This is a genomic window from Streptomyces sp. TRM64462 (assembly GCF_013362995.1).
Classification (GTDB): Bacteria; Actinomycetota; Actinomycetes; order Streptomycetales; family Streptomycetaceae; genus Streptomyces.
In genome coordinates this window covers 1-23302 of sequence record NZ_JABWDV010000448.1, presented here as the reverse complement: position 1 = coordinate 23302, position 23302 = coordinate 1, and the positions used below count along the sequence as shown (strand labels likewise).

The following is a 23302-nucleotide window of genomic DNA, read 5'->3' as shown; positions in this document are numbered from 1 at the left end:
TTCGCCCCATTTGACGGAATCTTGTCCACCCCTTGGACGCTTGCCGCCCTGAAACGTCCACATAGTCCGGTTCCCGTCCCAGGAAGTGGACATCAGGGCCAGGTGGCCGGGGACCTCCGGCGCTACCCCTCCGGCGCCTCCCGCGGCGCTACCCCGCGGCGCGCTCGCGTATGCGGCGGGCGAGGTCGGCCGTGGCGGCGGCCGGGTCGTCGGCCTCCGTGATGGCGCGGACGACGACGATACGGCGGGCGCCCGCGTCCAGGACCTCGTCCACGTTGCCCGCGTCGATGCCGCCGATGGCGAACCAGGGCCGGTCCTGGTCCAGCGAGGCGGCGTACCGCACGAGGCCGAGCCCGGGCGCGTACCGACCCGGCTTGGTGGGCGTGGGCCAGCAGGGGCCCGTGCAGAAGTAGTCCACGCCGGGCTCGGCCACGGCGGCGTCCACCTCGGCCTCCGCGTGCGTGGAACGGCCGATCAGCACCTGGTCGCCGAGGACGGCGCGGGCCGCGGGGACCGGCAGGTCGCCCTGGCCCAGGTGCAGCACATCGGAGCCGGCGGCGTGCGCGACGTCCGCGCGGTCGTTGACGGCGAGCAGCCTGCCGTGCCGCCGGCAGGCGTCCGAGAAGACCTGGAGGTGCTCCAGCTCCTCGCCGGCCTCCATGCCCTTGTCGCGCAGCTGCACGATGTCGACGCCCGCGCCGAGGACGGCGTCGAGGAACTCGGGGAGGTCACCCTGTCGCTTGCGCGCGTCCGTGCAGAGGTAGAGCCGGGCGTCGGACAGCTGCGCGCGGGCGGTGGTGGACATGGGTGGTGCTCCCCCCGTTGGTGCGGCGGCACACGGGGCGGGACCTGTGGTCCCGGCCCGTGCGACGCCCTGGTGTCGGTGTGTGTACTGGACGGTTCCGGGTCAGACGGCGAGCGCCTGGGCGCGGCGCTTCACCTCCGTGCCGCGATTCTCCGCCAGGGCCTGCGCGGGCGTGCCCGGCAGGGACGGGTCCGGCGTGAAGAGCCACTCCAGCATCTCTTCGTCGGTGAAGCCGTCGTCCTTCAGCAGCGTCAGGGTCCCGGAGAGGCCCTTAACGACCTTGCCGTCCTTGATGAAAGCGGCCGGTACCTGGAGCGCCCGGTTCTCGCCGCGGCGCACCGCGATCAGCTGGCCCTCCTTGACGAGCTGCCGCACCCGCGTCACCTCGACGCCGAGCATCTCGGCGATGTCGGGGAGGTACAGCCAGGCGGGGACGAGCTCATCGATCTTCGCGTCAATCTCGGTCACACGACAAGCCTGCCATCCCGCACTGACAGCCGGTAGCCGGGCCCGGCCGTCCGGCGGACGCGGGGCGTCGTCACGGTGCGGCACGGGGTGCGGCACGGCCGCCTCGCGCGTGCGCCGCTCAGCCGCGTACCGCCGCCTTCAGCGGTACGGACGGGTCCACGACGCGCTCCGGGTCGAGCGGTGCGCCCGACTCGATGAGCTTGCGCCCCTGCGCCAGGTCGCGCGGCCGCCCCACCGCCAGCAGCGCCACCAGGGCGCCCCCGCGCAGCCACGCCACCGACCAGGCGGCGTCGGCCTCCGGGTCACCGCGCCGGACGGTGGTGTCGGCGGACGCGTGGTGGCCCACGTACTGGACGAAGCGGCCGAACTGCTCGGACCAGAAGTACGGCACCGGGTCGTACGGCGGCGGCTCCTCGCCCACGATGGCGGAGGCGACCGTGCGCGGCCCCTGGAGGGCGTTGTCCCAGTGGTGGACCATGAGCCGCTTCCCGTACCGCGCGGACGGGAAGGAGGCGCAGTCGCCGACCGCGTACACGTCGGGTGCGGACGTCCGCAGCCGGTCGTCGGCCGTGACGGCGCCGTCCGGGCCCAGGGCGACGCCGGAGCCGGTCAGCCAGTCGGTGGCGGGCCGTGCGCCGATGCCGACGACCACGGCGGCGGCCGGCAGGACCCGGTCGTCGTCCAGCAGGACCTGCCCGGGCTCGATCCGCGCCACGCGCGCGTGGGTCAGGAGCCGGGCGCCGCTCTCCTCGTACCAGGCGGCCATCGGCGCGGCCACGTCGGCGGGCAGGGCCCCCGCCAGCGGTTGGTCGGCGGCCTCCACGACGGTGACCGCGCAGCCCGCCTCGCGGGCGGCCGTGGCGAACTCGGCGCCGATCCACCCGGCGCCGACCACCACGACGTCGTGCGCCTCGGCGAGTACGGGGCGCAGCCGCTCGGCGTCGTCCAGGGTGCGCAGCAGATGAACGCCGGGGACGCCCTCGCTGCCGGGCAGCGTGACGGGCACGGCTCCGGTGGCCACGACCAGCACGTCGTACGGGACGGGGCCGGTCTCCGTGTCGACCTCGTGGTCGGCGGAGCGCAGCCCGGAGACCTCCACGCCGAGGCGCAGTTCGACGCCGAGCGCCTCGAAGTCCACCTCGAAGGCCGAGCCCTCGGCCTTGCCGAGCAGGAAGGCCTTGGACAGCGGCGGCCTGTCGTACGGCTGGTGGGGTTCCGCGCCGATGAGCAGCACGGAGCCGGCGAACCCGCGCTCGCGCAGGGCCACGGCGGTCTGCACGCCGGCCATTCCGGCGCCGACGATGACGACGCGCGGGCCGGTACCCGTCGGCTTCTGCTGCTCGTTCCGCTGCTCGCTCACACGATCACCTTACGCAGCTGACGCACCGTCAGGACAGTGGCTCCTCGACCACACTGGTACCACCGCCCTCCTGGGACTCCCATTCCCAGCTCTCCTCCAGCCGAACGCGCCCGTCCGGCAGCAGCACCACGGTGGACCGGCAGTGACCGGAAGCGGTGGTTCCGTCCGTCCTCAACTGCACGTAGCGGAAGTCGATCCGGTCGCCCGCGCGCGTGCCGACGAGAAACCCGCGGACGACGTCACCGCCCGCGTACTGGGCCCACACCCGGCCGCCGTCCTCGTGGTATCTGAAGCGCGTCCGGGTGCCCACCTGACCGGCGGACTGGTCGGCGACCGGGTACAGGACACGTCCGTCGAGTGACGGTGCCGTGGGGCTGGCCATGGGGCGGGCTCCCTTACTGCTCGTCGGTGGGTGGGGTTAGTCTGGCCACGCTAAAGCACTCGCGGGAGCCCGGCGCACCGGGCTGAGAGGGAGGCTGCGCGGCCTCCGACCGTACGAACCTGATCCGGGTCATGCCGGCGAAGGGAGGGGCTGGACGCCCATGTCGTCACGGAACGGTACGAGCGGTACGACGAGTACGAGCAGTACGAGCAGTACGACCAGTACGGGCAGTACGACCAGTACGCGCAGTACGCGCAGTACGCGCAGTACGCGCAGCACAGGCGGTACGAGCGGTACGGGATCGGACGTCCTCGTCATCGGGGGCGGGATCATCGGCCTGGTCACGGCCTGGCGCGCGGCGCAGCGCGGGCTGCGCACCGCCGTCGTGGACCCGGCGCCCGGCGGGGGCGCGGCACAGGTCGCGGCCGGGATGCTGGCCGCAGTCACGGAGCTGCACTACGGCGAGGAGACGCTCCTCGGCCTCAACCTCGCCTCGGCGGAGCGCTATCCGGGCTTCGTCGCCGACCTGGAGGAGGCCACGGGCCGCGACGTCGGGTACCGCGCGTGCGGCACGCTCGCCGTGGCGCTGGACGCCGACGACCGCGCCCACCTGCGGGAGCTGCACGCGCTGCAGCGCCGCTGCGGCCTGGAGGCCGAATGGCTGAGCGGCCGCGAGTGCCGGCGTCTGGAGCCGCTCCTCGCCCCCGGCGTGCGGGGCGGGCTGCGCGTGGACGGCGACCACCAGGTGGACCCGCGGCGGCTCGCGGCGGCCCTGGTGGCGGCGTGCGGGCGGGCGGGGGTCGTGTTCCACCGGGCCTGGGCGGAGCGGCTGTGGGTCGTACGGGACCGGGCGGCCGGCGTGGTCCTCACGGACGGTACGGAGCTGTCGGCGGACCAGGTGGTGCTGGCGGGCGGCAGCCACAGCGGCCGCCTCGGGGGCGTGCCGGCCGACGTACTGCCGCCGGTCCGGCCCGTGAAGGGCCAGGTGGTACGGCTCACGGTGCCGGACGCGTACGCGCCGTTCCTGAGCCGTACGGTCCGGGCGGTCGTACGGGGAAGTCACGTGTACCTGGTGCCGCGCGAGAACGGCGAGCTGGTCGTGGGCGCGACGAGCGAGGAGCTGGGCTGGGACACCACGGTCACGGCGGGCGGCGTGTACGAGCTGCTGCGCGACGCGCACGAGCTGGTGCCGGGCATCACAGAGCTGCCGCTGACGGAGACCCGCGCGGGGCTGCGGCCCGGCTCGCCCGACAACGCGCCGCTGCTGGGCCCGTCGGCGCTGCCGGGGCTCGCCCTGGCGACCGGGCACTACCGCAACGGGGTGCTGCTGACACCGGTCACCGGCGACGTCATGGCCGCGCTGCTGGCCACCGGGGAGCTCCCGGACATCGCCCACGCGTTCACACCCGCCCGCTTCGCCCCGGCAGGAGTCCCGGCATGACGAACCAGGTACGCGCGCGTGTCACCGTCTCCGTGAACGGCGCGCCGCACGAACTGACCACCCCGGCGACCCTGGACGCCCTGGTCGCCACGCTCACCGCCGCCCCGTCCGGGGTGGCGGCCGCCGTCAACGAGACGGTCGTCCCGCGCGGGCAGTGGGCGTCCACGGTGCTGGCGGACGGCGACCGCGTCGAAGTACTGACCGCCGTGCAGGGAGGCTGAGCAGACATGGCAGACGACCGCCTCACCATCGCCGGGACGTCGTTCGACTCCCGGCTGATCATGGGTACGGGCGGGGCGCCCAGCCTCGGCGTACTGGAACGCGCCCTCACGGCGAGCGGCACGGAGCTGACCACGGTGGCCATGCGCCGTATCGACCCGACCGTCCACGGCTCGGTGCTGTCGGTGCTGGACAAGCTCGGCATCCAGGTGCTGCCGAACACGGCGGGCTGCTTCACCGCGGGCGAGGCGGTGCTGACCGCCCGCCTCGCGCGCGAAGCGCTCGGCACGGACTGGATCAAGCTGGAGGTCGTGGCCGACGAGCGGACACTGCTCCCGGACCCGGTCGAGCTGCTGGACGCCGCGGAGACGCTGGTGGACGACGGGTTCACGGTGCTGCCGTACACCAACGACGACCCGGTGCTCGCGCGGAAGCTGGAGGACGTGGGCTGCGCGGCGGTCATGCCCCTGGGCTCCCCCATCGGCTCGGGCCTCGGCATCCGCAACCCGCACAACTTCCAGCTGATCGTGGAGCACGCGCGCGTGCCGGTGATCCTGGACGCGGGCGCGGGGACGGCGTCGGACGCCGCATTCGCGATGGAGCTGGGCTGCGAGGCCGTCATGCTGGCCTCCGCGGTCACGCGCGCCCAGGAGCCGGCCCTCATGGCCCAGGCCATGCGCCACGCCGTGGAGGCGGGCCGCCTCGCCCACCGCGCGGGCCGCATCCCCCGCCGCCACTTCGCCCAGGCGTCGTCCCCGACGGAGGGCCGCGCAGCACTGGACCCGGAACGCCCGGCGTTCTGAGCGTTCGGCGGCGCGGCCGGTGGGGCGGTGTCACAAGTTGGATGCACTGCCGGTCCGGTCATGTACAGGGCGACGGAGGTGTCCGTACGGGCTCGTAGACTCGTCGCCGTGGATACGACCCTTCACGACCCGCTCGTCGGCCAGCTGCTCGACGGCCGTTACCGAGTCGACGCGCGCGTCGCCGTCGGGGGCATGGCCACGGTCTACCGGGCCGTCGACACCCGGCTCGACCGGCTCGTCGCCCTCAAGGTGATGCACCCGGCGCTCGCGACCGACGTGTCGTTCGTGGAGCGGTTCATCCGCGAGGCCAAATCGGTCGCGCGGCTCGCGCACCCCAACGTCGTCGGCGTCTTCGACCAGGGCGCCGACGGCGCGTACGTGTACCTCGCCATGGAGTACGTAGCCGGCTGCACGCTCCGCGACGTGCTGCGCGACCGCGGCGCGCTGTCGCCGCGCGCCGCCCTGGACGTCCTGGAGCCGGTGCTGGCCGCGCTCGGGGCGGCGCACCGGGCCGGTTTCGTGCACCGCGACATGAAGCCCGAGAACGTCCTGATAGGCGACGACGGCCGGGTCAAGGTCGCCGACTTCGGTCTCGTACGGGCCGTCGGAACCGCCACGAACACCACCGGCTCCCTCCTCGGCACCGCCTCGTACCTGGCGCCCGAGCAGATCGAGCACGGCACCGCCGACACCCGCACCGACGTGTACGCGTGCGGTGTCGTGCTGTACGAGATGCTGACCGGCGGCAAGCCGCACACCGGCGACACGCCCGCCCAGGTCCTGTTCCAGCACCTGAACACGGACGTGCCCGCGCCGTCCGCCGCCGTCCCCGGGCTCGCGCCCGAGCTGGACGCCCTCGTGGCCGCCGCCACCGCGCGCGACGCCGGGGCGCGGCCGCACGACGCGGTGGCCCTCCTCGGCCTGACCCGCGAGGCCCGCGCCGCCCTGGACGAGGCGCAGCTGGACCTCGTCCCGCCGCAGGCTCGCCACACCGAGTCCCGCACCGAGTCCCGTACCGACGACGCGGCCGTCGGCAGCGGCTCCCCCGCACCTGCGCCCGCGCGTACCGACGCCGGGCCTGACGACGTCACCAGCGTCATCGCCCGCCCCCTCCCCGTGCCGCAGCCGGACGGCGTGCAGCACACCAGCCGCCTCGAAACGCCGCCGGACTCCCGTCCGCAGCCCGACCCGCGACCCGTGGCGGGAGCGGCAGGGCGCCGCCGCCCCGGCATCCCGGCACAGCGGCGCGGGCTGCTGGCCGCGCTCGTCGCGGTCCTCCTCGTCGTCGGCGTCGGCGCGGGCGTCTGGTACATCAACTCGGGCCAGTTCACGCGCGTCCCGACCGGCGTGCTCGGCAAGACGCAGAACGAGGCCGAGCGGAAGCTCGCCGACGCGGGTCTCGAAGTCGGCTCCGTACGGCAGGACTTCAGCAACGCCTACGAGCGCGGCACGGTCATGGAGACCGACCCGGCGGCGGGCGAGCGCATCCGCGGCAACGGCAAGGTGGACCTGGTCGTCTCGCGCGGCCCGAAGGTCGCCAAGGTCCCGGACCTGAAGGGCAAGCAGCTCGCGGACGCCAAGGTGGAGCTGCGCAAGGCCGGGCTCGCCGCGGGTGTCGTCACCCAGGAGTTCAGCGACGACGTCGCCCAGGGCGCCGTCATCAGCAGCGACCCGCCCGCGGGCACCGAGCGTTCCCCGGACGCGGCGGTCGCGCTGGTCGTGAGCAAGGGCGCCCCGGTCGACGTGCCGGGTGTCGTCGGCCGGTCCGAGGACGCGGCCCGCAGCGCCCTGACCGACGCGGGCCTCAAGGTCGAGATCGCCCAGGAGCGCGTCCACTCGACGCACCCGGCCGGCGCCGTCGCCGCCCAGTCGCTCGCCGAGGGGGCCAAGGCCGCCCGCGGCGACACGGTCACGCTCACCGTCTCCAAGGGCCCCCGCATGATCGCGGTGCCCGACGTGACGGACAAGAGCGTCGACGACGCCACGCGCGAGCTGAAGGCCGCCGGGTTCGACGTGAAGGTCGAGAAGAGCTTCCCGTTCCTCAGCGACACCGTCAGCAGCCAGTCCGTGGCCGGCGGCGAGACGGCCCCCGAGGGCAGCATCATCACCATCAAGACCAAGGGAATCTAGCCACCCATGTCCCACCCCGTCGGCGGCCATGTCCCCGTGGCCGGCGGCCTGGCCAAGGCCGGCCTGTCCTACGCCCGCGAGATCGGCGCCGAGACCGTCCAGGTCTTCGTCGCCAATCCGCGCGGCTGGGCGACACCGCCCGGCAACCCGGTCCAGGACGAACGCTTCCGTGCCGAGTGCGCCACCGAGGGCATCCCGGCGTACGTCCACGCCCCGTACCTGATCAACTTCGGCTCGCACACCGAGGCGACCGTGGAGCGTTCCGTGGCGTCCCTGCGCCACTCGCTGCGCCGAGGCCGCGAGATCGGCGCCCTCGGCGTCGTCGTGCACACGGGTTCCGCGACGGGCGGCCGGCCCCGTGAGGCGGCCCTCGCACAGGTGCGGGAGCACATGCTGCCGCTCCTCGACGAGCTGACGCACGACGACGATCCGTACCTGCTGCTGGAGTCGACGGCCGGGCAGGGCTCGTCGCTCTGCTCCCTGGCCGAGGACTTCGGCCCGTACTTCGAGGCGCTCGACGCCCACCCCAGGCTGGGCATCTGCCTCGACACGTGCCACATCTTCGCCGCCGGGCACGACCTGACGGGCCAGGACGGCGCGCGGGACACGCTCGACCTGCTGGTGAAGACGGTCGGTGAGGGCCGGCTGAAACTGATCCACGCCAACGACTCGAAGGACGTCGTCGGCGCCCATAAGGACCGGCACGCGAACATCGGCGCCGGCCACATCGGCGAGGAACCGTTCCGGCAGCTGATGCGGCACCCCGCGACCGACGGCGTTCCGCTGATCATCGAGACACCGGGCGGCAAGGACGGCCACGCGGCGGACGTGGCGCGCCTGAAGGAACTCCGGGCGGGCTGACCGCCCCGACGTCGCAGACGGCCACGGCGTGCCCCCTGCGCGTTCGGCGTAACGGAGGCCGAACCCGCCGTCACGGCATCACAGCGTCACAGCGTCACAGCTCCGGGCCGTCCCCCGGCTCCTCCTGGTACGAGTAGCGCTGCTCGGACCACGGGTCGCCGATGTTGTGGTAGCCGCGCTCCTCCCAGAAGCCGCGGCGGTCGGCGGTCATGTACTCCACGCCGCGGACCCATTTGGGTCCCTTCCAGGCGTACAGGTGCGGCACGATCAGCCGCAGCGGGAAGCCGTGCTCGGCGGTGAGCAGCTCGCCGTCCTTGTGCGTGGCGAAGATCGTGCGCTCCGACGCGAAGTCCGAGAGGCGCATGTTGGCGCTGAAGCCGTACTCGGCCCACACCATCACATGGGTGACACCGGCGGCCGGCGGCGCCAGTTCGAGGATGGTCCGCGCGGGGACACCCCCCCATTCGGCCCCCAGCATGCTGAACTTCGTGACGCAGTGCAGATCGGCCACGACCGTGGAGAACGGCAGCGCCGAGAACTCCTCGTGGTTCCAGCAGTGCTTCTCGCCGTCCGCCGTGGCACCGAAGACCCGGAACTCCCAGCGCTCCGGCCGGAACTTGGGGACGGGCCCGTAGTGGGTGACCGGCCAGCCGCGCTGCAGCCGCTGTCCCGGTGGAAGCGTGGACTCCCTTGCTGCCCGGTGTTCCTCGCTCTCCGGCTGACCCATGACTCAATGGTGACAGACCGGGAGGGGTGGTCACGACCGGGGCCCGACCCGATTCGGGCAAGTCCGACTAAGCCTGCACTTACTGGACGACCCCGCGCCGCGGTGCGAGGATGCGCGCATCCCCGCCCCCTTCACAAACACGTGGAAGGAGCCTCTGCGATGCAGGGCGATCCCGAGGTCATCGAGTTTCTCAACGAGCAGCTGACCGCCGAGCTGACGGCGATCAACCAGTACTTCCTGCATGCGAAGATGCAGGAGAACATGGGGTGGACGAAGCTCGCGAAATACACCCGGGCGGAGTCGTTCGACGAGATGAAGCACGCCGAGGTGCTCACGGACCGGATCCTCTTCCTCGAGGGCCTGCCGAACTACCAGCGGCTCTTCCACGTCCGGATCGGCCAGACCGTCACCGAGATGTTCCAGGCGGACCGCCAGGTCGAGGTGGAGGCGATCGACCGGCTGCGCCGGGGCATCGAGCTCATGCGCAACAAGGGCGACATCACGTCGGCGAACATCTTCGAGTCGATCCTGGCCGACGAGGAGCACCACATCGACTATCTGGACACCCAGCTCGACCTGGTCGAGAAGCTCGGTGAGGCGCTGTACATCGCCCAGCTGGTCGAGCAGCCCGAGAGTTAGGCCGAGAGTCAGGCCGCTTCCGGCAGCTCGGCTGCCTCCTCCTCGGCCTCCGGCAGGGCCGTCAGGGCGGGCTCGCCCTGCTCCAGCAGCTCACGCCGGGGGCAGGCGCCCCGGCCGAGGATGGCCTGGATACGGCGTACGCAGGAGCCGCAGTCGGTGCCGGCCTTGCAGGCCGACGCTATCTGGCGCGGGGTGCAGGCACCGGCGTCCGCGTGTTGCTTGACCTGCTTCTCGGTGATACCGAAGCACGAGCAGACGTACACGCGGGTCACCTCCCTGCAGGTCACGAGGCCAACACCCCTCCGCTTGATCGGTGAGGCTAACCTAACCTTACCCGCCGCCCGTGGGGTGCAAAAGCCCGGAGCGCCCGCGAGAACGACGATGGGGCGCGGATCACATGGATCCGCGCCCCTTACGCGTTTCAAGGCTGTTTCAAGCCAAGATCACTGGTCGCGGTACATCTCCGCCACCAGGAACGCCAGGTCCAGCGACTGGCTGCGGTTGAGCCGCGGGTCGCAGGCCGTCTCGTAGCGCTGGTGCAGATCGTCGACGAAGATCTCGTCGCCGCCGCCCACGCACTCCGTGACGTCGTCGCCGGTCAGCTCGACGTGGATGCCGCCCGGGTGCGTACCCAGCGCCTTGTGGACCTCGAAAAAGCCCTTGACCTCGTCCAGGACGTCGTCGAAGCGCCGCGTCTTGTGGCCGGAGGCCGCCTCGAAGGTGTTGCCGTGCATCGGGTCGGTCACCCAGGCGACCGTCGCACCCGAAGCGGTGACCTTCTCGACCAGCTCGGGAAGCTTGTCGCGGACCTTGTCGGCACCCATGCGGACGATGAACGTCAGCCGGCCGGGCTCGCGCTCCGGGTCCAGGCGGTCGATGTACGTCAGCGCCTCGTCGACCGTCGTGGTCGGGCCGAGCTTGATGCCGATGGGGTTGCGGATCTTCGACGCGAACTCGATGTGCGCGTGGTCGAGCTGCCGGGTGCGCTCACCGATCCAGACCATGTGGCCGGAGGTGTCGTACAGCTCGCCGGTGCGGGAGTCCACACGGGTGAGCGCCGACTCGTAGTCGAGCAGCAGCGCCTCGTGCGAGGCGTAGAACTCGACGGTGCGGAACTCGGCCGGGTCCGTGCCGCACGCCTTCATGAAGTTGAGGGCGTTGTCGATCTCGCGGGCGAGCTGCTCGTAGCGCTGGCCGGACGGGGAGGACTTCACGAAGTCCTGGTTCCAGGCGTGCACCTGGCGCAGGTCGGCGTAGCCGCCGGTGGTGAAGGCGCGCACCAGGTTCAGCGTCGACGCCGACGCCTGGTACATGCGCTTCAGCCGCTGCGGGTCCGGGACGCGGGCCTCTTCGGTGAAGTCGAAGCCGTTGACGGAGTCGCCGCGGTACGTCGGCAGGGTCACGCCGTCGCGGGTCTCGGTGGGCTTGGAGCGCGGCTTCGAGTACTGCCCGGCGATACGGCCCACCTTGACGACCGGCACCGAGGCCGCGTACGTCAGGACGGCGCCCATCTGGAGCAGCGTCTTCAGCTTGGCGCGGACGTCGTCCGCGCCCACGGCGTCGAAGGACTCGGCGCAGTCGCCGCCCTGGAGCAGGAACGCCTCGCCCCTGGCGACGGCTCCCATCCGGGCGCGCAGCTGGTCGCACTCACCGGCGAAGACGAGCGGAGGATACGACTCGAGGTCCGCGATCACTTCGCGCAGAGCCTCGGCATCCGGGTACTCGGGCTGCTGCGCCGCGGGCAGGTCTCGCCAGGTCGCCTTGGCGGCGACGGCTTGGGAATCAGCGTTCACGGTCACGGACCCAACATTACGGGGTCCAGGGGGGTGCCCGGGAGGACGCCCGCCAGGTGAGACGGAACCGACAGATCCGGCCTGATCGGACCACCGGATCCGGCCGGTCGGACCGCTCCGCCGTCGGGCATGCGCTAGGGTGCCCGACATGTTCGCGCAGACGACCCCGTCGAACCAGTACTGGTGGTGGACCGCTCATCCGGCGGCCCGCTGACTGCGCGTACCTCGATCCACCGAAGACGCGAAGGCCGCCCGAGGGGCGGCCTTCTTCCGTTCGTACGACGGGCCGTTCCTCCCCTCTTGGAAGGAACACCGCGGATGCACCTCAGCTCCCCGCTGGACCCGGACCGCCCGGAGGCGGGCCGTCCGTTCGCCCTGCTGCGCCGCCGTACGCCCGGCCGCGACCACGACACGGTCGAGGTCCTGACCGGACCGGTGCGGGAGGTGGAAAGCCTCGCCGACCTGCCCGTCGGTGAGCGCCCGGCGCTCGCGCTCGTACCGTTCCGGCAGCTGCGGGAGCGCGGCTTCGACGTACGGGACGACGGCACGCCGCTGTCCGTGCTGGTCGCCGACGAGTCGTACGAGCTGCCGCTCGCGGACGCCCTGGCGCAGCTCCCCGCGCACGACGTACGGGTCGAGGACGGCGGCTTCGACGTCCCGGACGACGCGTACGCGCGGATCGTGCGGCGGGTCGTGGAGGAGGAGATCGGGCGCGGCGAGGGCGCCAACTTCGTGATCCGCCGTACGTACCGGGGCCGTGTGCCGGGGTTCGGGCGGGCGGACGCGCTGGCGCTGTTCCGGCGGCTGCTGGCGGGAGAGCGGGGCGCGTACTGGACGTACGTCGTCCACACCGGGGACAGGACGCTGGTCGGGGCGAGCCCGGAGGTGCACGTCCGGATGTCGGGCGGGACCGTGGTCATGAACCCGATCAGCGGTACGTACCGCTATCCGGCGGAGGGTCCGACGCCGGAGGATCTGCTGACGTTCCTCGCCAGCCGCAAGGAGACCGACGAGCTCTCCATGGTGGTGGACGAGGAGCTGAAGATGATGTGCACGGTCGGCGACCGGGGCGGGGTCGTGGTCGGGCCGCGCCTGAAGGAGATGGCGCACCTGGCCCACACCGAGTACGAGCTGCGCGGCCGCTCCACGCTGGACGTGCGGGACGTGCTGCGCGAGACGATGTTCGCGGCGACCGTGACGGGGTCGCCGGTGCAGAACGCGTGCCGGGTGATCGAGCGGCACGAAGAGGGCGGGCGCGGGTACTACGCGGGGGCGCTGGCGCTGCTGGGTACCGACGCGGGCGGGGCGCAGACGCTGGACTCGCCCATTCTGATCCGTACCGCCGACATCGACGCGGACGGCGGGCTGCGGGTGCCGGTGGGGGCGACGCTGGTGCGGCACTCCGACCCGGAGGGCGAGGTCGCGGAGACCCACGCCAAGGCGGCGGGCGTCCTGGCCGCACTGGGTGTGCGCCCCGGGCGGCCGCGGGCGGAGGCGGAGCGTCCGGTACGGCTGGCGGACGACCCGCGGGTGCGGGCGGCGCTGGACGCGCGGCGGGCGGATCTGGCGCCGTTCTGGCTGCGGATGCAGGAGCCGGCGGCGGCGCTGCGGGGGCACGCGCTGGTGGTGGACGCGGAGGACACGTTCACGTCGATGCTGGCGCACGTACTGCGCTCGTCGGGCCTGGAGGTGACCGTGCGGCGCTTCGACGAGCCGGGCCTGCGGGAGGCGGTGGCGGCGCACGAGGGGCCCGTGGTGCTGGGGCCGGGGCCGGGCGACCCGTCGGACCTGGGCGATCCGAAGATGCGGACGCTCCGGGCGCTCACGGCCGGGCTCGTGCGGGCGCGGCGGCAGCCGCTGCTGGGGGTCTGCCTGGGGCACGAGCTGCTGGCGGCGGAGCTGGGGCTCGGCATCGTGCGGAAGCGGACGCCGTTCCAGGGCGCGCAGGTGACGGTCGACCTGTTCGGGGCGCGGGAGACGGTCGGGTTCTACAACAGCTTCACGGCGCGCTGCGACGAGGCGGCGGCGGACGAGCTGGCGCTGCACGGCGTCGAGGTCAGCCGCGACGCGGACACGGGCGAGGTGCACGCGCTGCGGGGCCCGGGGTTCGCGGGGGTGCAGTTCCACCCGGAGTCGGTGCTGACGCTGAACGGCACGGCGATCGTGCGGGACCTGCTCCGGGGCGTGACGGAGCACGTGACGGACCGGACGGGGCAGGCGGGTCAGGCGGGTCAGGCGGGTACGAGTACGTTCTCGCTGCGGCGGCCCTCCGCGTAGTCGGTGACGTTCCGCACCGTCGTCGCGATGATCTGGTCCACCGCGTCGACGGTGTAGTACGCCTGGTGGGACGTGACGACGACGTTCGGGAACGTCATGAGGCGGGCGAGGACGTCGTCGTCGATGCCGTGCAGCGACTTGTCGAGGAAGAACAGCCCGGCCTCCGCCTCGTACACGTCGAGGCCGACGCCCGTGAAGCGGCCGGCGCGCAGCTCCGTGACGAGGGCGTCGGTGTCGACGAGGCCGCCGCGGCTGGAGTTCACCAGGATGGCGTCGTCCTTCATGGCCTTCAGCGCGGCCGCGTCGACGAGGTGGTGCGTCGCGGGAAGGAGCGGCAGGTGCAGGCTGACGAGGTCGGCCTCCGCGAACAGCTCCTCCTTGTCGACGTACGTCATGCCGAGGTCCAGGCAGTCGGGGTTCCGCGCGATGTCCCAGCCCAGGAGGCGCATGCCGAAGCCGTGGGCGATCCGGGTGAAGGCGGTGCCGATCCGGCCGGTGCCGAGGACGCCGACGGTGCGGCCGTGCATGTCGCGGCCGATGAGGCCGTCGAGCCGGAAGTCGAAGTCCCGGGTGCGGTGCGCGGCGCGGACGATGTGCCGGTTCACGGCCATGGCCAGGGCCCAGGCGAATTCGGCGACCGAGTACGGCGAGTACGACGAGACGCGGGCGACGGTGAGGCCCAGGTCGCGGGCCACGTCGAGGTCGATGTTGTTGAACCCGGTCGACCGCTGCGCGATCAGCCGAGTGCCGCCGGCGGCGAGAGTGCGCAGGACGTGGGCGCCGAGGTCGGCGTTGACGCTGCTGGAGACGGCTTCGTGGCCGGCGGCGAGGGGGGCGGTGTCCTGGTTGAGGAAGACGTCGAGGCAGCGCAGGGCGTGGCGGCCTGCGAAGGCCGCCTCCAGGAGGGGCTTCTCGTCGCGTTGCACACCGAAGGCGAGGACGTCCATGTCCGGAATATACGAGCGCCGGGCGCGGCCCGCCCCTGGGGCGAAGGTCCCGTCGTGGTGGCCGGGGGACCCGGGTGCGGAACGCTCGGGCCCGCGTGGCCGTCCCGCTTGTGCCCACCCGTTCCGCCCTGGGGGTCCCCCTGCACGAAGTGCTTGGGGGAGGAACGCATGCCCACAAGCGGGACGGCGGTGGCCTGGCCGCGAGCGCCCCTGTGGACGGACGTGCCCGGTCGGTGGGGGTCAGGCGTCGTCGAGGCCTCGTTCTATGGCGTAGCGGACGAGCTCCACGCGGTTGTGGAGCTGGAGTTTGCCGAGGGTGTTCTGGACGTGGTTCTGGACCGTGCGGTGGGAGATGACCAGGCGCTCGGCGATCTGCTTGTAGCTGAGGCCCTTGGCGACCAGGCGGAGGACCTCCGTCTCGCGGTCGGTGAGGCGCGGGGTGCCGGAGTCGTCCTGGCCCGGCGCGGTGGGGGCTGGCTCGGACGCCAGGCGGCGGTACTCGCCCAGGACCAGGCCGGCCAGGCCCGGCGTGAAGACCGGGTCACCGGCCGCGGTGCGGCGGACCGCGTCCAGGAGTTCCTCCGTGCTGGCGGACTTCAGCAGGTAGCCCGTCGCGCCGGACTTGACGGCTTCCAGGACGTCCGCGTGCTCACCGCTGGCCGACAGGACGAGGACGCGGAGGCGCGGGTCGTCGGCGCCTCCGACGAGCTCCTTGCAGACCTGGACGCCGGGCTTGCCCGGCAGGTTCAGGTCGAGGACCAGCACGTCGGGCGCGGCGGCGCGGGCGCGCCGTACCGCCTGGTCGCCGTCGCCGGCCGTCGCGACCACGTCGAACCCGGCCTCCGCCAGGTCGCGGGCGACGGCGTCCCGCCACATCGGGTGGTCGTCGACCACCATCACCTTGATCGGTCGTTCGCTCATCGCTTCGGTGCCTTCCCCCGGGGAACTCTCAGCTCGACTTCTGTGCCCTGGCCCGGAATCGAGACCAGCTCCGCCGTCCCGCCCAGGTCGCGGAGCCTGCCGCGGATGGACTGGGCGACGCCCAGCCGTCCCTCGCTCTCCGCCTCGGCGAGGCGGCCGTCCGCGATGCCCGGCCCGTCGTCCCGTACGGTCACGGTCACCTCGTCCGGCCAGTCCTCGACCAGGATCCAGGCGCGGGCGTCCGGCCCCGCGTGCCTGCGCACATTGTCCAGTGCGGCACCGACAGCGGCGGCCAGTTCCGCCGCGGCGGGCCGGGGCAGCAGCACCGGGGCGCCGGGTTCGGCGAACGTCACGCGGGAGCCGGTGTGCGGCGCCAGGAGCGTCCGCAGGTCCTGGTGGTCGCCGGCCTCCCCGGCCCGGGCCTGGCCGTCGGGCTCGTCGACCATCCGTACGACCGCGCCCTGCGCCGCGTCGTCGGAGACGTGCGACGGCCGGCTGAGGCCGCCCGCGACCAGGGCGCGCAGGGCGATCTCCTGTTCCCCGGCCATCCGGCCGAGCTCCGCCGCCTCGCCGCCGAGCGCGGTGCCGCGGCGCTGGACCATGGCCAGGACCTGGAGGACCGAGTCGTGGATGTCGCGCGCGAGGCGCTCCCGTTCGCGGGTGGCGGCCTCGATCTCCAGGGCGCGCGCGAGGGTGCGTTCGGAGGCGCGGGCGACCTCGACGACGTATCCGATGGCGATGGACGCGACCCAGACCAGGACCACGTTGTGGATGGTGTCGCGGCTGGGTTCGCCGCGCTCGACGAGGTTGGCGGCGGCGACCAGTGAGGACGCGAAGGCCGCCCAGCGCCAGCCGCCCCTGATGGCGAAGGCGAGGACGGAGCCGGCCGTCCAGATGGTGGGCAGCGTGGGCCCGTCCTGGAGCTGGGCGTGGGCGTCGGCGACGGGTGTGAGGAGGATGCCGGTGAGGGCGACCGTCAGGTCGACGACGAGGAAGCGCTTGGTGCAGCGGGCCGCGCTGGACACCTTGGGCAGCGTGGCCAGGGTCCACACGACCAGCACGGCGAGGAAGCCGATGGCCACCCAGGGCCGCTCGAAGTCGCGGCGGTTGATCGCGAAGATCAGTACCGCGTATCCCATGGTGAGGACGCGGTACGCGGTGAGGGCGCGCCACAGCGGCTGCTCCACCGACATGCGCACGACACGCTCGCGCTTGGCCATGGCCCCTTGCCCCCACCCGTGACGGACCGACGAGGTACGACGTACTGCTCAGGCGCCGGAGTTCTTCGCCGCGTCCTTGGCGGCGGCTGCCTTCGCGGCTTCCTTGGCGGCTTCCTTGGCTGCTTCCTTCGCGGCCTTCTCGGCTTCCGCGATCTGGCGCTTGGCGACCGTCGCGTAGATGTCGACGTACTCCTGCCCGGACAGCTTCATGATCTCGTACATCACCTCGTCGGTGACCGAGCGCAGGATGAAGCGGTCGCCGTCCATGCCCTGGTATCGGCTGAAGTCCAGCGGCTTGCCGATCCGGATGCCGGGGCGCATCAGCTTGGGGACGACCTTGCCGGGCGGCTGGATCTTCTCGGTGTCGATCATGGCGATCGGGATGACCGGCGCGCCCGTCGCCAGCGCCACGCGCGCGAGGCCGCCCGGCTTGCCGCGGTAGAGGCGGCCGTCGGGCGAACGGGTGCCCTCCGGGTAGATGCCGAACAGCTCGCCGCGCTCGATGACCTGGATGCCGCTGCGGACGGCGGCCTCGCCGGCGCCGCGGGCGCCCGAGCGGTCGACGGGGAGCTGGCCGACACCCTTGAAGAAGGCGGCGGTGAGCCTGCCCTTCACGCCGGGCGACGTGAAGTACTCGGCCTTCGCGATGAAGGTGACCTTGCGGTCGAGGACCGCGGGCAGAAAGAACGAGTCGGAGAACGAGAGGTGGTTGCTCGCGAGGATCGCCGGCCCCTCGGCGGGAATGTTCTCGAGGCCCTCCACCCAGGGCCTGAAGGCGAGCTTCAGCGTCCCTCCGATGGAGAACTTCATAGCGCCGTAGATCAACTCGTGTTCCTCCTGTGTTCCGTCGATCAGACCATAACCCGTACGGTGCCTCCCGCTCTCTTCCGTACGCGTCCCCGGACCGGTTCCCGCCCCTCTGTTACGGGCGTGACGGCCCTGGTCGGTGTCAGTCCGGTCGCGTACGGTGAAGTACACGCTCCTAGCATCTTCGAATCCGTCGAATTCTTCGAACACCCGAACAGGAGACCTCCGTGCCGGTCCTCCCCGGAGCCGAGCCGTACCGCCACGAGGGCGGCGATGTCGGCGTACTCCTCTGCCACGGTTTCACCGGTTCGCCGCAGTCGCTGCGCCCCTGGGCCGAGTATCTGGCGGAGCACGGTCTGACCGTGTCGCTGCCGCTGTTGCCCGGGCACGGCACACGCTGGCAGGACATGCAGGTCACGAGCTGGCAGGACTGGTACGCGGAGGTGGACCGGGAGCTGCGGACGCTGCGGCAGCGGTGCGAGGCGGTCTTCGTGTGCGGGCTGTCCATGGGCGGGGCGCTCACGCTGCGGCTGGCCGCGCGGCACGGGGACGCGATCCGCGGGATCGTGCTGGTGAACCCGGCGAACAAGGTGCACGGGGTGATGGCGCACGCGCTGCCGGTCGTCCGGCACCTCGTCCCGTCGACGGACGGCATCGCGAGCGACATCGCCAAGGAGGGCGTGGAGGAGCTCGGCTACGACCGGGTGCCGCTGCACGCCGCGTACTCGCTGCGTCAGTTCTTCCAGGTGGTGGACGGGGAGCTGCCGCAGGTCACGCAGCCGGTGGTGCTGCTGCACAGCCCCCAGGACCATGTGGTGCCGCCCGCGGACTCGGCGCGGATCCTCAGCCGGATCTCGTCGACGGACGTGCGGGAGATCCTGCTGGAACAGAGCTACCACGTCGCGACGTTGGACCACGACGCGGAGCGGATCTTCGAGGAGAGCCTCGCGTTCATCGGCCGGCTCGCTCCGAGCATCGGCAAGGAGGGGAGCACGACCGTTGGCTGAGCAGCACGACGCGGAGCGCGGCGGGAGCCGCGAGGAGCGGGACGAGCAGCACCCGCCGGAGGAGGCACGCACGGCGGAGGACCGCGCCCCGGGGGCTGACGCCGCCGGGTCCGGCGAGGCGCCGCAGCCTGCCGACGAGCGGCAGGATGATGCGGAGGAGCGGCCGGGCGTGCGCGGTGAGGCGTCGTCGGCATCGGCGTCGTCGGCGTCGGCATCGGCATCGGCATCGGCATCGGCATCGGCATCACCGTCGTCGCCGTCGTCCGTGGACGAGGAGGCGGCCTGGGCGGCGATCGTCGCCGGGTACGGGGCCGAGCCCCCGGACCCGCCGGGCGCCAAGCCGTTCCGTTCGGTGGAGGATCTGGCGCTGCTGGAGGACGAGGGCGACGACGCCCCGGAGGACGAGGGCCGCCGGGGCGGCGGCAAGCCCGAGCCCGGCGGTCCGGCGCCCGCGCTGGGCAGCTCGGTGGTGTTCGCGCCCGGTGTGGGACCGCGCGGGCCGCGCGACTACGAGCTGGCCGAGCCCAAGGACGACGACGTCGCCGCGAGCGGCAAGAGCGACGCGGGTGACGACAGCGACGAGGGCCACTTCGTGCCGCCCGAGCCGCCGCCGCTGCCGGAGGCCGACGCGACGACGAAGTTCGCGTGGCTGGCCGTGGTCGGCGGACCGGTGCTGCTGCTGGTCGCGGTGCTGCTCCAGTGGGAGATGACGTGGTGGCTGACGACGCTCTGCGTCGGCGGTTTCCTCGGCGGCTTCGCCACTCTGGTGGCCCGGATGAAGCACGGCGACGACGACGAGCACGACGACCCGGGCCGCGGCGCCGTCGTCTGACCGGCCCGGACGGCCGTCAGGGAACTGCTGCCGGGACGTGGAGGGCGGCCAGGACCGGGAGGTGGTCCGTGGCCGCCTTCAGGTCCTCGTCGCTCACCCCGGGGAGGCCGGCCGGGACGCCGCAGCCCAGGACCTTGATGTCCTGCGTGGCGAAGATCGCGTCGATGCGCTGACGCGGGTCGCCCGGTGTCGATGTGTGTTCGCCGCCCCACGGACTCACCGCCCAGCAGTCCTGGAGCTCGGCGGTCAGGCGGCGGAAGGACCGGCCGTCGGGGCGTTCGTTGATGTCGCCACCGGCGATCGCGTGCGGCACGTCCAGCGCGGCCAGCCGGTCGAGGAGCATGCCCGCCTGCGCGTACCGCTCGTCCGTCCGCAGGCTCAGGTGGCAGCTCAGGAGCCCCAGACGGGCGCCCCCGATCCGTACGACGGCGGTGGCGAAGCCCCGGCGGTGCAGGCCCGGCGTGAGGGGCAGCAGTACGTCCTCGGCCCGTTCGACGGTGACCCGCAGCGAGCAGAGCAGCAGCGGCCCGGACGCCGTGGCGCCGCCGCCCAGGACGACCAGGTCGCTCTTGGCGGCGAGCCGCGCCGCGTGCTTGCGCCAGCGGAAGAAGCGGGGTGCCTCCTGCACGAGGACGACGTCCGGGGCACAGGCCTTGATGACCCGCGCCACGGCGTCCTCGTCGTCCCGCAGCGAGCGGACGTTGTAGCTGAGGACACGGACCACGGCCGAACCGTCCGGCTCGGTACGGGAGTCGGGCAGTGCGCTGAGCGTCGCCATGCGGCGCACGATACGGCAGCGCCCGCCGCGTCCCCAGGGGACACGACGGGCGCTCGGACGCCACCGGTACGGGCCGGGTAGGCCGGGAGGGCCGGGGCGGGCCCGGGCGGGCCGCTCAGCCCTGGCGGGCCAGGTCCGCCGCGCCGACCAGGCCCGCCTTGCCGCCGAGCTGGGCGGCGAGGACCTGGGCGTGCGGACGGTACTGCCCGCCGACGAGCCAGCGGCGGAAGGACTTGCGGATCGGGTCGAGGACCAGCTCGCCCTCGTCGGAGACGCCGCCGCCGACGATGAACGCCGACGGGTCGAAGAGCGACGCCAGGTCGGCGAGGCCGGCGCCCGCCCAGCGGGCCAGCTCGCGGAACGAGTCGACGGCCACCGGGCAGCCCTGCCGGGCGGCGTCGCTGATGTGCTTGCCCTCGATGCCTTCCGGGGTGCCGTCGCCGAGGCCGAGCAGGATCGTGGCGTTCTCCGGGGCGGCGAGGGCGCGCTGCTTCGCGTACCGCACAAGGGCGCGCCCGGAGGCGTACTGCTCCCAGCAGCCCTGGCTGCCGCAGCCGCACAGCAGACCGTCGGGGACGACCCGGATGTGGCCGAACTCGGCGGCGACGCCGAAGCGGCCGCGGCGCAGCTTGTTGCCGATGATGATGCCGCCGCCCAGGCCCGTGCCGAGCGTGATGCAGATGACGTCGTCGTGGCCCTGGCCCGCGCCGAAGCGGTACTCGCCCCAGGCGGCGGCGTTGGCGTCGTTCTCGACGACCACGGGGAGCCCTGTGCGCTGCTCGACCTTGTCCTTCAACGGCTCGTGCCGCCAGTGGATGTTGGGCGCGAACAGGACGGTGGCGCGCTTGTCGTCGACGTAGCCCGCGGCGCCGATGCCGACGGCCTCGATGTCATGGCCCTTGCCGGCCTCGGAGACGGCCGCGCAGATCGCGTCGACGATGCCTTGGGGTGTCGACGGGGTGGGCACCTTGTGCGTGTCGAGAATGGTGCCCTCTTCGTCGACCACGCCGGCCGCGATCTTCGTACCGCCGATGTCGACGCCGATGGTGAGTCCCATGTGTCCCTCAGTTTTCGGTCGAGCCCCGCTATGCCCAACCGTACCCGAGGGCGGGTGCCCGCCTGTTCGCCGCGGGTTCAGTCCAGGTCGATCTGTTCGCTGCCCGCGGGACCGCCGCCGTCCTCCTTCGGCCCGCCCTCCGGGCGGGGGCTCGCGGCGTCGGCGGGCCGCCCGTCGGGGCGGGTCCAGCGCTGCTCGTGGCCCTGGACGGCGGAGCGGTAGGCGGCGAGGAGTTCGCTGCCGGCCGCGGCGAGGTGGTCGAAGACCTGCGGATTGCGTTCGACGACCGGCTCGATGGCCGACCGCGCCTGGTCGACGAGGTTCCGTACGGCGCCCTGGGCGCCCTTGCCGAGCAGCGGGCCGCCCAGCGTGGAGACCTTCTCGGTGACCGCGTCGACGAGCTTGCGCAGCTCCTCGGCGGCGGAGCCGGGCGGCGGTGCGTAGCTGCCCCGGCGGCGGGCGCGCTCGGCCGCCAGGTCCTCGGCGCAGGCCTGCGCCCAGGCGTCGTCCTCGGGGCGTCCGGGCCGCTCGGTGGCATCGCTCATGGCATCGACGGTACCCGAACGGCCGATGGCTGTTCAGGGGGTACGGGGCCACAGCGCCGGGTCCGGGCTGAACCGGACGCCGAGCACGCCGTCGCGCAGGGCGGCCCCGGAGACCGTGCAGCGGCGCAGCGCGGCCGGCAGCGGGACGATGCGGCGGAACGGGCCCACGGTGAGGACGAGTTCGTCTCCGCGGCGCACGAGGCCGAGGTCGCTCTTGGCGGCGCCGGGGAGCGGGATGTGCCAGACGAGGACGCCGTCGTCGGCGCGCCGGTCCTCGACGTGCCACGTGCTGGCGGAGGCGGGGGCGGGCTCCGCCGGTGGTGCCGGAGGGGGGCCGAGTTCCGCCAGGTCGTCGGCGGTGCGCGGGTCGCGGCCGAGGTGGGGCACTTCGTGCACGGCGCCGGGCGCGTCCTCGTACAGGGCCTTGAGGTGCGTCTGCTGCTGGGCCGCGAGGGCGGCGAGCCAGGGGTCGGGAGAGGTCGGGGGAAGGAGGCGGTTGGCGACGACCGGGTCGGGTGCGAGGCCGTACAGGGCGAGGCCGGCGCGGGCGGTGCGCAGGGCGTCGGTGGTGGCCGGGCCTGGTTCGGCGACGAGGAGGACGCTGGTGGCGGGGGCTTCGAAGAGCTCCTGGACGGCGGCGAGGCGGGCGTCCCAGCGTGCGGCGGTGCGGTACAGCCACTCGGCCGGCATGGGGACGCCGGCGAGCTGGGCCAGCATGGGGCGCAGGGCGCGGGCGGCCTGGCGCTCGGGCGGGAGGAGGCGGCGCAGGTAGCGGCGGAGCTGCTCCGGGAGGCCGAGCAGGGCGATGGCGTCGCGCAGGGGCGGGAGGTCGGCGACGACGAGGTCGTGGTCGTGGTCGCCGCGGGCGGCGTCGTGGAGGGCGGCGAGGTACGCGAAGGGGGTGCTGCCCGGGAGTTCGGTGAGCTCCTCGTCGTCGAGGCGGGCGGCGCCGAGGAGTTCCAGCGCGGGGGCGGCGTGCTCCTGGAGGGCGAGGAGTTCCGCGCGGAAGTGGGCGGCGGGGTCCAGGTGCTGGACGGTGAGCCGCTCCTCCGGCTCCAGCCGATCCATCGGGTCCGCGGTCACGAGCAGGGCCCGCTGCCCTCGGCGGGCGGCGCGGAGGGCTGTCGCGGCGGCAAGGGTGGTGCGGCCGCTGCCGCCGGGCCCGGTCACGAGGAGCGTACGCATGCCGTGCACCGTACCGGTGCGGGCCGACAAGGGTGCGGGCGGCCGGTTCCGCTGTGCCCACCCTCCCCCAAGCTCTCGACTTCGCTCGAGCAGGGGGG

25 protein-coding genes and 1 riboswitch are annotated in these 23302 nt (G+C 73.1%); of the genes, 9 read left to right on the top strand and 16 right to left on the bottom strand.

Going from position 1 to position 23302, the window contains the following annotated elements; all coding sequences use genetic code 11:
• Positions 1 to 148 precede the first annotated feature (148 nt).
• The 5 genes from thiE to HTZ82_RS32620 form a co-directional block, all read right to left on the bottom strand.
• The gene (thiE, locus tag HTZ82_RS29010) at positions 149 to 805 is read right to left on the bottom strand and encodes a thiamine phosphate synthase (RefSeq protein ID WP_175412357.1); all 657 of its coding nucleotides are present in this window, start codon (positions 803 to 805) and stop codon (positions 149 to 151) included.
• A gap of 102 nt (positions 806 to 907) precedes the next feature.
• Positions 908 to 1273 carry a helix-turn-helix domain-containing protein gene (locus HTZ82_RS29005; protein ID WP_175412356.1) on the bottom strand — a complete coding sequence of 122 codons (366 nt, stop codon included), beginning with the start codon at positions 1271 to 1273 and terminating at the stop codon, positions 908 to 910.
• A gap of 118 nt (positions 1274 to 1391) precedes the next feature.
• Entirely contained in the window at positions 1392 to 2633 is a 1242-nt protein-coding gene (locus tag HTZ82_RS29000) for an FAD-dependent oxidoreductase (protein WP_175412355.1), read from the bottom strand.
• A 28-nt stretch (positions 2634 to 2661) separates the two neighbouring features.
• Entirely contained in the window at positions 2662 to 3015 is a 354-nt protein-coding gene (locus HTZ82_RS28995; RefSeq protein ID WP_175412354.1) for a hypothetical protein, read from the bottom strand.
• Positions 3016 to 3066: 51 nt separating this feature from the next.
• Positions 3067 to 3178: riboswitch (TPP riboswitch) on the top strand.
• Complete coding sequence (locus HTZ82_RS32620) at positions 3145 to 3333, bottom strand: hypothetical protein (protein WP_254712194.1); 189 nt, start codon at positions 3331 to 3333, stop codon at positions 3145 to 3147. Its footprint overlaps the riboswitch before it by 34 nt.
• On the opposite strand from HTZ82_RS32620, the gene thiO reads away from it, so the two are divergent.
• The 5 genes from thiO (at position 3332) to HTZ82_RS28970 (ending at position 8469) form a co-directional block, all read left to right on the top strand.
• Positions 3332 to 4456, top strand: a complete 1125-nt coding sequence (gene thiO, locus HTZ82_RS28990) for a glycine oxidase ThiO (RefSeq protein ID WP_309235758.1) — start codon at positions 3332 to 3334, stop codon at positions 4454 to 4456. The genes HTZ82_RS32620 and thiO overlap by 2 nt on opposite strands.
• Positions 4453 to 4677 (top strand): sulfur carrier protein ThiS, encoded by a 225-nt coding sequence (gene thiS, locus HTZ82_RS28985; protein WP_175412352.1) that lies wholly within the window; start codon positions 4453 to 4455, stop codon positions 4675 to 4677. The genes thiO and thiS overlap by 4 nt, the downstream gene beginning before the upstream one ends.
• 6 nt (positions 4678 to 4683) lie before the next feature.
• Positions 4684 to 5478: a thiazole synthase gene (locus HTZ82_RS28980; protein ID WP_175412351.1), complete on the top strand. Its 795-nt coding sequence runs from the start codon at positions 4684 to 4686 to the stop codon at positions 5476 to 5478.
• Positions 5479 to 5586: 108 nt separating this feature from the next.
• Complete coding sequence (gene pknB, locus HTZ82_RS28975) at positions 5587 to 7608, top strand: Stk1 family PASTA domain-containing Ser/Thr kinase (protein ID WP_175412350.1); 2022 nt, start codon at positions 5587 to 5589, stop codon at positions 7606 to 7608.
• Positions 7609 to 7614: 6 nt separating this feature from the next.
• Positions 7615 to 8469, top strand: coding sequence for a deoxyribonuclease IV (locus tag HTZ82_RS28970; protein WP_175412349.1), 855 nt, complete (start codon positions 7615 to 7617; stop codon positions 8467 to 8469).
• Positions 8470 to 8563: 94 nt separating this feature from the next.
• Here HTZ82_RS28970 and HTZ82_RS28965 read toward each other — a convergent pair whose 3' ends face one another.
• Positions 8564 to 9196: a sulfite oxidase-like oxidoreductase gene (locus tag HTZ82_RS28965; RefSeq protein ID WP_175412348.1), complete on the bottom strand. Its 633-nt coding sequence runs from the start codon at positions 9194 to 9196 to the stop codon at positions 8564 to 8566.
• A gap of 159 nt (positions 9197 to 9355) precedes the next feature.
• Here HTZ82_RS28965 and bfr point away from each other — a divergent pair, with 159 nt between their 5' ends.
• A complete protein-coding gene (gene bfr / locus HTZ82_RS28960) occupies positions 9356 to 9835 on the top strand; it encodes a bacterioferritin (RefSeq protein WP_175412347.1) in 480 nt (159 codons plus the stop codon).
• A gap of 8 nt (positions 9836 to 9843) precedes the next feature.
• On the opposite strand, the gene HTZ82_RS28955 is transcribed toward bfr, so the two are convergent.
• Positions 9844 to 10107, bottom strand: a complete 264-nt coding sequence (locus HTZ82_RS28955; protein ID WP_175412372.1) for a bacterioferritin-associated ferredoxin — start codon at positions 10105 to 10107, stop codon at positions 9844 to 9846.
• Positions 10108 to 10278: 171 nt separating this feature from the next.
• Positions 10279 to 11634 (bottom strand): class II 3-deoxy-7-phosphoheptulonate synthase, encoded by a 1356-nt coding sequence (locus HTZ82_RS28950; protein WP_175412346.1) that lies wholly within the window; start codon positions 11632 to 11634, stop codon positions 10279 to 10281.
• A 312-nt stretch (positions 11635 to 11946) separates the two neighbouring features.
• On the opposite strand from HTZ82_RS28950, the gene HTZ82_RS28945 reads away from it, so the two are divergent.
• Positions 11947 to 13905, top strand: coding sequence for an anthranilate synthase family protein (locus tag HTZ82_RS28945; protein ID WP_175412345.1), 1959 nt, complete (start codon positions 11947 to 11949; stop codon positions 13903 to 13905).
• On the opposite strand, the gene HTZ82_RS28940 is transcribed toward HTZ82_RS28945, so the two are convergent.
• The 4 genes from HTZ82_RS28940 to HTZ82_RS28925 form a co-directional block, all read right to left on the bottom strand.
• A complete protein-coding gene (locus HTZ82_RS28940) occupies positions 13860 to 14852 on the bottom strand; it encodes a 2-hydroxyacid dehydrogenase (RefSeq protein WP_175412344.1) in 993 nt (330 codons plus the stop codon). The two genes, HTZ82_RS28945 and HTZ82_RS28940, sit on opposite strands and share 46 nt — an antisense overlap.
• Before the next feature lie 240 nt (positions 14853 to 15092).
• Positions 15093 to 15773 carry a response regulator transcription factor gene (locus tag HTZ82_RS28935; protein WP_175412343.1) on the bottom strand — a complete coding sequence of 227 codons (681 nt, stop codon included), beginning with the start codon at positions 15771 to 15773 and terminating at the stop codon, positions 15093 to 15095.
• Positions 15770 to 16993, bottom strand: a complete 1224-nt coding sequence (gene macS, locus HTZ82_RS28930; protein WP_175412342.1) for a MacS family sensor histidine kinase — start codon at positions 16991 to 16993, stop codon at positions 15770 to 15772. Before macS ends, HTZ82_RS28935 begins: the two co-directional genes overlap by 4 nt.
• A gap of 48 nt (positions 16994 to 17041) precedes the next feature.
• Positions 17042 to 17818, bottom strand: a complete 777-nt coding sequence (locus HTZ82_RS28925) for a 1-acyl-sn-glycerol-3-phosphate acyltransferase (protein WP_175412341.1) — start codon at positions 17816 to 17818, stop codon at positions 17042 to 17044.
• Between the two features lie 209 nt (positions 17819 to 18027).
• Here HTZ82_RS28925 and HTZ82_RS28920 point away from each other — a divergent pair, with 209 nt between their 5' ends.
• Together HTZ82_RS28920 and HTZ82_RS28915 are read left to right on the top strand one after the other, a co-directional pair.
• Positions 18028 to 18807 (top strand): carboxylesterase, encoded by a 780-nt coding sequence (locus HTZ82_RS28920; RefSeq protein WP_175412340.1) that lies wholly within the window; start codon positions 18028 to 18030, stop codon positions 18805 to 18807.
• Positions 18808 to 18976: 169 nt separating this feature from the next.
• On the top strand, positions 18977 to 19639 hold the full coding sequence (locus HTZ82_RS28915; RefSeq protein ID WP_375540871.1) for a hypothetical protein: 663 nt from the start codon (positions 18977 to 18979) through the stop codon (positions 19637 to 19639).
• A gap of 16 nt (positions 19640 to 19655) precedes the next feature.
• Here the strand turns inward: HTZ82_RS28915 and HTZ82_RS28910 are convergent, their stop codons facing one another.
• From HTZ82_RS28910 to HTZ82_RS28895, 4 genes are all read right to left on the bottom strand, one after another.
• Entirely contained in the window at positions 19656 to 20417 is a 762-nt protein-coding gene (locus HTZ82_RS28910) for an endonuclease/exonuclease/phosphatase family protein (protein WP_175412339.1), read from the bottom strand.
• Positions 20418 to 20532: 115 nt separating this feature from the next.
• Entirely contained in the window at positions 20533 to 21474 is a 942-nt protein-coding gene (locus HTZ82_RS28905; protein WP_175412338.1) for an ROK family glucokinase, read from the bottom strand.
• 77 nt (positions 21475 to 21551) lie between these two features.
• Positions 21552 to 22019, bottom strand: coding sequence for a DUF5304 domain-containing protein (locus HTZ82_RS28900; protein ID WP_175412337.1), 468 nt, complete (start codon positions 22017 to 22019; stop codon positions 21552 to 21554).
• A gap of 33 nt (positions 22020 to 22052) precedes the next feature.
• Positions 22053 to 23204 carry an ArsA family ATPase gene (locus HTZ82_RS28895; RefSeq protein ID WP_175412336.1) on the bottom strand — a complete coding sequence of 384 codons (1152 nt, stop codon included), beginning with the start codon at positions 23202 to 23204 and terminating at the stop codon, positions 22053 to 22055.
• Between the last annotated feature and the right edge of the window lie 98 nt (positions 23205 to 23302).

Excerpts from the sequence above, each read along its gene's own strand:
- thiE (WP_175412357.1), bottom strand. The coding sequence starts at position 805 with ATGTCCACCACCGCCCGCGCGCAGCTGTCCGACGCCCGGCTCTACCTC.
- thiS (WP_175412352.1), top strand. The coding sequence starts at position 4,453 with ATGACGAACCAGGTACGCGCGCGTGTCACCGTCTCCGTGAACGGCGCG.
- HTZ82_RS32620 (WP_254712194.1), bottom strand. The coding sequence starts at position 3,333 with ATGACGAGGACGTCCGATCCCGTACCGCTCGTACCGCCTGTGCTGCGC.
- HTZ82_RS28995 (WP_175412354.1), bottom strand. The coding sequence starts at position 3,015 with ATGGCCAGCCCCACGGCACCGTCACTCGACGGACGTGTCCTGTACCCG.
- HTZ82_RS28980 (WP_175412351.1), top strand. The coding sequence starts at position 4,684 with ATGGCAGACGACCGCCTCACCATCGCCGGGACGTCGTTCGACTCCCGG.
- HTZ82_RS28905 (WP_175412338.1), bottom strand. The coding sequence starts at position 21,474 with ATGGGACTCACCATCGGCGTCGACATCGGCGGTACGAAGATCGCGGCC.
- HTZ82_RS28945 (WP_175412345.1), top strand. The coding sequence starts at position 11,947 with ATGCACCTCAGCTCCCCGCTGGACCCGGACCGCCCGGAGGCGGGCCGT.
- HTZ82_RS28940 (WP_175412344.1), bottom strand. The coding sequence starts at position 14,852 with ATGGACGTCCTCGCCTTCGGTGTGCAACGCGACGAGAAGCCCCTCCTG.
- bfr (WP_175412347.1), top strand. The coding sequence starts at position 9,356 with ATGCAGGGCGATCCCGAGGTCATCGAGTTTCTCAACGAGCAGCTGACC.
- HTZ82_RS28895 (WP_175412336.1), bottom strand. The coding sequence starts at position 23,204 with ATGCGTACGCTCCTCGTGACCGGGCCCGGCGGCAGCGGCCGCACCACC.
- HTZ82_RS28900 (WP_175412337.1), bottom strand. The coding sequence starts at position 22,019 with ATGAGCGATGCCACCGAGCGGCCCGGACGCCCCGAGGACGACGCCTGG.
- HTZ82_RS28970 (WP_175412349.1), top strand. The coding sequence starts at position 7,615 with ATGTCCCACCCCGTCGGCGGCCATGTCCCCGTGGCCGGCGGCCTGGCC.
- macS (WP_175412342.1), bottom strand. The coding sequence starts at position 16,993 with ATGGCCAAGCGCGAGCGTGTCGTGCGCATGTCGGTGGAGCAGCCGCTG.
- HTZ82_RS28935 (WP_175412343.1), bottom strand. The coding sequence starts at position 15,773 with ATGAGCGAACGACCGATCAAGGTGATGGTGGTCGACGACCACCCGATG.
- HTZ82_RS28910 (WP_175412339.1), bottom strand. The coding sequence starts at position 20,417 with ATGGCGACGCTCAGCGCACTGCCCGACTCCCGTACCGAGCCGGACGGT.
- HTZ82_RS28965 (WP_175412348.1), bottom strand. The coding sequence starts at position 9,196 with ATGGGTCAGCCGGAGAGCGAGGAACACCGGGCAGCAAGGGAGTCCACG.